General features: G+C 40.5%; 4 protein-coding genes, 1 riboswitch and 1 other annotated feature. All 4 genes read right to left on the bottom strand.

Annotation, left to right across the window (positions count from 1 at the left end; all coding sequences use genetic code 11):
* Window positions 1-173: 173 nt before the first annotated feature.
* The 4 genes from H5S41_RS10705 to metK all read right to left on the bottom strand — a co-directional run bounded on the left by H5S41_RS10705 (window position 174) and on the right by metK (window position 6,189).
* On the bottom strand, window positions 174-1,823 hold the full coding sequence (locus H5S41_RS10705; protein WP_182603297.1) for a putative polysaccharide biosynthesis protein: 1,650 nt from the start codon (window positions 1,821-1,823) through the stop codon (window positions 174-176).
* Between the two features lie 113 nt (window positions 1,824-1,936).
* On the bottom strand, window positions 1,937-2,200 hold the full coding sequence (locus H5S41_RS10700; RefSeq protein ID WP_182603296.1) for a type II toxin-antitoxin system HicB family antitoxin: 264 nt from the start codon (window positions 2,198-2,200) through the stop codon (window positions 1,937-1,939).
* A gap of 56 nt (window positions 2,201-2,256) precedes the next feature.
* A complete protein-coding gene (gene leuS, locus H5S41_RS10695; protein ID WP_182603295.1) occupies window positions 2,257-4,677 on the bottom strand; it encodes a leucine--tRNA ligase in 2,421 nt (806 codons plus the stop codon).
* Between the two features lie 62 nt (window positions 4,678-4,739).
* Window positions 4,740-4,947 (bottom strand) — a binding site (T-box leader).
* Between the two features lie 54 nt (window positions 4,948-5,001).
* Window positions 5,002-6,189, bottom strand: a complete 1,188-nt coding sequence (gene metK, locus H5S41_RS10690) for a methionine adenosyltransferase (protein ID WP_182603294.1) — start codon at window positions 6,187-6,189, stop codon at window positions 5,002-5,004.
* A riboswitch (SMK box riboswitch) is annotated at window positions 6,187-6,298 on the bottom strand. It overlaps the preceding gene by 3 nt.
* Between the last annotated feature and the right edge of the window lie 45 nt (window positions 6,299-6,343).

Here is a 6,343-nt window from a genome sequence, read left to right as displayed (position 1 = left end):
GTTTTGCCAATCAGCAATTTTTCTTTTTAAGAATTGATTGTTTATTTGCGTAAAAAAAACACCTCCCACATTCTCGTAGGAGGTGTTGATATCCATCAATACCAGTTGACAGATACCCGCATAAAAAAGGTTCAGAACGATAATCTTTCGTCCTGAACCTTTTTTATGCATTGTTATTTAATATGCAAAATTGTTCGTAATCTTTCTACCCGTGGCCCTAGTAACTGATCTGCTAACCGGGACTTTAGGCAAAGATAAAGATAGATACCTACACCAACCAATACCCCTGGAATTAAGGAGAAGAACGCCGTATAACGACCATATGGGCTGACAAAATGACTAATGACAAGCATAACAATCTTAGTTCCTGCAAACATCACTAGTGAATAAGCTAAAATTTGATTAGTCGGTACTGCCATCTTATCGAAACGAAGGGTAAATTCCATATTGAACGAATGAAGAATCAAGTAGTTCACAACGAACATTGAAATACCAGTCGCTACTAATGGTCCGACCCCTTCAAAAATCCAGATACATGGGAACTGAACGATAAATTTGACGATTACGCCAATACCCAGGAAGGTCATCATTCGTTTATTTTCTGAAATTCCCTGCATCATCGCTGCCCCCACAGTATAGAGGCCAAGCAAAATCGAGATATAGGCTGACACTTGAAGAACAACTACCCCCGCAGCATCATAACGGTAAAAGACAGTATATATTTGTTGCGAGACTGCAGATAATCCCAGGGCAGCCGGAATCATTACAAAATAAAACAGTAAGAGAACGTTTTGTATTTGTTTCCGCATCCCCTCATGGTCGTTTTGCGCTCGTGCGGTTGCTAAAAGCGGGATAACTGTTGCCGCCATTGCTGATGCCAATGATATCACGATCATGTATAGCTTATTAGCATTAAATGAGAAAAGAGCATATAGCACTGTAACCTGATAATGCGAGAAATGACCAACCATTGACATCATCCGTGGAAATGTATATTGGTCAATTAATTGGTAAAGGTTAATCCCACCCTCAATAATAATGAAGGGGATTGATTGATAAACAATCTTAAAAATCAGGCTAGTAGTCGAAACTTCAGTATTAGAAACACTGTGCTGGACAAGGTCATTCATTTCATTTAGGTGACGCATCCACGCAATTACTAGCACAATGATGGCGCCGATTGCCCCAACAAACGCAGCAAATGTTGACTGAGTAACAGCGCTAACCCAGCTGCCATGCTTAATTTTCATAATATAGTATGTCGCCAGCAGCATATAAACAACCCGAAAAAGCTGTTCGACAAACTGCGACATTGCTGACGGGGCCATCCAATTATAGCCTTGTAAGAACCCCCGCGTAATCGACATTGCTGGAATAATCAAAACGGCCCATGCTAATGACTGGATAACGGGAATAACATTGGGGTCACCATTATCCATTAGCGAAGCACCAAAGAGCATAATGATGGCACAAATCATCCCCATCGCCATCGAAACATACATTCCTGAGTGATATAGGCGTCTACTAACACCATATTCATTAATTCCATTATAGTGTGCAACTAATTTTGAAATTGCTGACGGAATCCCCGCCGTAGCAATTACTAAGAAATATGAATAGATATTATAACCTTGAGCAAATAACGCATTAGCTTCATTACTATAAGTCCCAAACCATGTTACCCATGGAATAATATAGATCGCTCCTAGTATTCGTGAAGTAATGCTCCCCGCAGTCATCCACGCAGATCCGCTCAGCATCTTTTCGCGCGCATCTTTTTTAACTGGGGTGCCGCTCAAATCATTTACTTTATTTTCCTCCATGATTTGTTGCAATCCTACCTTTTTATTTTAATCGAATAAAAACAATCTTAATTATTTTATCGTGAATATAAGACTGACGCAATTCGATTTACAGTTTTTAATACTTCTTTAATTTAGTACTGGTCTAAATCAACTGTAACCATCTTGATAATTTTCTGTGGATTTTTTGTTTGAAGAGCTGACATATCACTCGGCTGCGGGGCCCTTTCAAAATGACCAAGTTTATCATTAATCGTAATTGCAAGCCCCAGTTTAGCAAATTCCATTGCCTCACCCATTGTTTTTCCCTGTGTAAACGCTTCTGGTAAATCAGGAAAATCAACTTGAATTTCATCTTCTACCGGAGTAAAAAAAGCAGGATATTTTACTATTTCCATTAAATTCTCCTTTAATAAAAAAGGCCTGACAAAATGTCACAGCCTCTTTAACTTAATTATTTAGCAACAATGTTAACAATCTTATTTGGCACAACAATAACCTTTTTAATATCCTTGCCATCAGTAAACTTCTTAACATGTTCGTTTGCCAATGCAAGTTGTTGGGCTTCATCACGGTCAGTATCCTTGGCCATCTTGATCTTTGCGCGAACCTTGCCGTTAACTTGAACAATCATTTCAACTTCATCTTCAACCAACGCTTTTGGATCGTAAGTTGGCCATGGCTGATAAGTAATTGTATCACTCTCACCAAATTGGCTCCAAAGCTCTTCAGCCATATGAGGCATTATTGGAGCAATCATTTTAACAAAGCCCTTCATGTATTCTACTGGTAAGTCATCAGCCTTGTAAGCTTCATTAACGAAGACCATTAATTGGGAAATAGCGGTATTAAAGTGCATCCGTTCATAATCTTCGGTAACCTTTTTAACTGTTTGATTATAAACCTTGGTTAGCTTACCATCATTGAATGTTGATACTCGGTCACGAAGATGGTTATTATCATCCATCAATAACCGCCATACACGTTGAGCCCACTTGTTAGCACCGTGTAATCCTTTTTCATCCCAAGGTACAGATTCTTCAAGCGGTCCCATGAACATTTCGTAAAGCCGAAGAGTATCAGCACCATATTGGTCAACAATATCATCAGGGTTAACGACATTTCCTTTTGACTTGGACATCTTTTCATGGTTAGAACCTAGGATCATTCCTTGATTAACGAGCTTCATGAATGGTTCCTTAGTTGGGACAAGGCCAAGGTCATAGAGAACTTTGTGCCAGAATCGTGCGTAGAGCAAGTGAAGAACGGCATGTTCAGCACCACCAACATAAAGATCTACTGGTGACCAGTAATCAAGTGCTTCTTTGGAGGCAAATTCTTGATCATTATCCGGATCAGTATAACGAAGCCAGTACCATGATGAACCAGCCCATTGTGGCATTGTATTAGTTTCTCGCAAACCATGACGACCATTTTCATCGTAAACGTTAACCCAGTCTTCTACATTTGCAAGCGGACTCTCACCGGTTCCTGATGGTTCAATGTTATCAGTCTTTGGTAATTCAAGCGGAAGTTCATCTTCAGGAACTAGTGAAGTTGTGCCGTCATCCCAATGAATAACCGGAATTGGTTCACCCCAATAACGTTGGCGGCTGAAAATCCAGTCCCGCAGACGGTAGTTAACTTTCTTATGACCAGCATCATGCTCTTCTAGCCAGTCAATCATCTTTTGCTTAGCCTCAGCGTTATTTAATCCGTTGAGGAAGCCAGAGTTAATATGTTTACCATCACCATCAAAGGCACCTTCTGAAATATCTGCTCCCTCGATGATTGGCTTGATTGGTAAGTCAAACTTAGTAGCAAAATCATAATCCCGTTGATCACCTGATGGAACAGCCATAACAGCACCGGTTCCGTATGATGCAAGAACATAATCACTAATCCAGATTGGTAATTTTTCGCCATTTACTGGATTAATAACGTAAGAACCGGTAAATACCCCAGTCTTATCCTTATTTAAGTCAGTCCGTTCAAGATCCGACCGCCGTGAAGCCTCTTCCTTGTATTTTTCAACTTCCGCTTTGTGTTCTGGCGTTGTTAATTGGTCAACTAATTCTTGTTCTGGCGCAAGAACAACATAGGAAGCACCAAACAACGTATCTGCACGAGTAGTAAAGACTTCAATCTTCGTATCTTCATCCCCAACAACTGGGAAGTAAACGGAAGCACCTTCAGAACGGCCAATCCAGTTACGTTGCATTTCCTTAACACTCTCTGGCCAGTCAACAAGGTCCAGGTCATCAATTAGGCGGTCAGCATAAGCAGTAATCTTTAAAACCCATTGCCGCATTGGCTTTCGGTATACCGGGTAACCGCCCCGTTTAGTCTTACCATCTTCTACTTCTTCATTGGCAACAACTGTTCCGCCCATAAAGTCAGGGGCCCAGTTAACCATAATCTCACTTTCGTAAGCAAGACCTTTCTTGTAGAGCTGTTCAAAAATCCATTGGGTCCACTTATAGAACTTAGGATCAGTCGTATTTACTTCCCGATCCCAGTCATAAGAAAAACCAAGTGATTGAATTTGGTCGCGGAAGTGGTCAATGTTCTTATTCGTAAAGTCTTTAGGATTGTGGCCAGTCTTTAATGCATATTGTTCAGCTGGTAAACCAAATGCATCCCACCCCATTGGATGTAAAACATTAAAGCCCTGCATCCGCTTCATCCGTGACATTACATCGGTAGCAGTATAACCTTCTGGGTGTCCAACGTGTAATCCCTGACCAGATGGATAAGGGAACATGTCTAATGCATAGTATTTTTTCTTATCTTTATTAAGGTCAGCTTTAAAAGTCTTATTCTTTTTCCAAAACTTTTGCCACTTTTTTTCAATCGTCTTATGATCGTAAGCCATTTTCGTCTACTCCTTACTGTTAAATTCTAATTATCGTAATAAAAAAGTCCCGTAGAAAATATCTACGAGACGAAATCAATCCGCGGTACCACCCGTTTTCCATGAAAATCATGGCGCTTAGTACCTTAACGTGGTAAACGTCATTACCTACTATAAAGTTCAGTAACAATCACACTAGATGAGTTCATTAATGACCTGCCTCCTGTTCACACCACCACAGGATCTCTGATGACTAAATCAAAAACTACTATTTCTATTACGATCAAATATTTAACGCTTATTGTAACAACCACCATCAGTGATTGCAAGTATAAGATTTAATTATTAGCCTAAAATTGCTTTTAAGTCGTCTACTTTGTCTAAATGTTCCCATGGTAAATCAACGTCAGTCCGACCAAAATGGCCATAAGCAGCTGTTTGCTTGTAAATTGGCCGTTTTAAGTCGAGCATTTCGATAATACCAGCTGGCCGCAAGTCAAATACCTTACGAACTGCAGCAATTAATTCTTCTTCTGAGCGTGTACCTGTACCATAAGTATTAATCATAATCGATACTGGTTCCGCTACCCCAATTGCATAAGCCACTTGGATCTCTGCTTTTTTAGCATAGCCAGCTGCCACAATATTTTTAGCAATATAACGAGCAGCATAACTAGCAGACCGGTCAACCTTTGTAGCGTCCTTACCTGAAAATGCTCCACCACCATGGTGAGCAGCTCCGCCATAGGTATCAACAATAATCTTACGACCAGTTAACCCGGCATCCCCTTGTGGACCACCGATTACGAACCGGCCTGTTGGATTAATGAAGTACTTGGTCTTATCATCAAGGTACTTAGCTGGAATTACAGCTTTAATAACCTGTTCCTTAACGTCCTTCTTGATTTGGTCAAGGGAGGCTTCTGGGTCATGTTGAGTACTCAAAACAACCGTATCAACACGAAGCGGTTTGTCATTTTCATCATATTCAACTGTTACCTCAGCCTTAGCATCTGGACGAAGATAAGGAATAACACCGTCTTTACGTAATCGGGCAATCTTGCGCATCAATTTGTGGCTCAGCACTAATGTAAGCGGCATATATTCAGGTGTCTCATCAGTTGCATAACCAAACATCAGCCCCTGGTCACCAGCACCAATCTGGTCAAGCGGATCAGCATCTCCTTCACGTGTCTCTAAGGAATCATCAACCCCTTGAGCAATATCGGGTGACTGTTCATCAATTGCCGTAATAACTGCACAATTATCAGCATCAAAGCCGTATTTACCATCAGTGTAGCCAATTTTTCTGATTGTATCACGCACAATCTTTTGAATATTAACGTAAGCCTTTGTTGAAACTTCACCAAAGACCAATACTAATCCGGTAGTAACTGATGTCTCGACAGCGACCCGTGAGTCTGGGTCCTTTTCGAGTAACGCATCCAAAATCGCGTCACTAATTTGGTCAGCAATCTTATCTGGATGTCCTTCAGATACTGATTCGGATGTAAATAAATGTCGTTCTGCCATTTTCTAATTCCCCCATATTCTATTGAAACTTTCAACAGTTTGTAGTTGCGGTTACAAGGCATCTTCACGTTCAGACGTGAATCCTATCGGGAATTGCTTCATAACGAGAATAATCTTAGCATAGTTTCCAACCAACAATCAATGAAAATCCCAA

It is taken from the genome of Limosilactobacillus albertensis (genome assembly GCF_014145555.1).
In the GTDB taxonomy this organism is placed as follows: domain Bacteria; phylum Bacillota; class Bacilli; order Lactobacillales; family Lactobacillaceae; genus Limosilactobacillus; species Limosilactobacillus albertensis.
This window is presented reverse-complemented; position numbering and strand designations above follow the sequence as displayed.

What these genes read in the sequence shown, in the direction of transcription:
- H5S41_RS10700 (WP_182603296.1), bottom strand. Translation starts at nt 2,200, where the DNA reads ATGGAAATAGTAAAATATCCTGCTTTTTTTACTCCGGTAGAAGATGAA.
- H5S41_RS10705 (WP_182603297.1), bottom strand. Translation starts at nt 1,823, where the DNA reads ATGGAGGAAAATAAAGTAAATGATTTGAGCGGCACCCCAGTTAAAAAA.
- leuS (WP_182603295.1), bottom strand. Translation starts at nt 4,677, where the DNA reads ATGGCTTACGATCATAAGACGATTGAAAAAAAGTGGCAAAAGTTTTGG.
- metK (WP_182603294.1), bottom strand. Translation starts at nt 6,189, where the DNA reads ATGGCAGAACGACATTTATTTACATCCGAATCAGTATCTGAAGGACAT.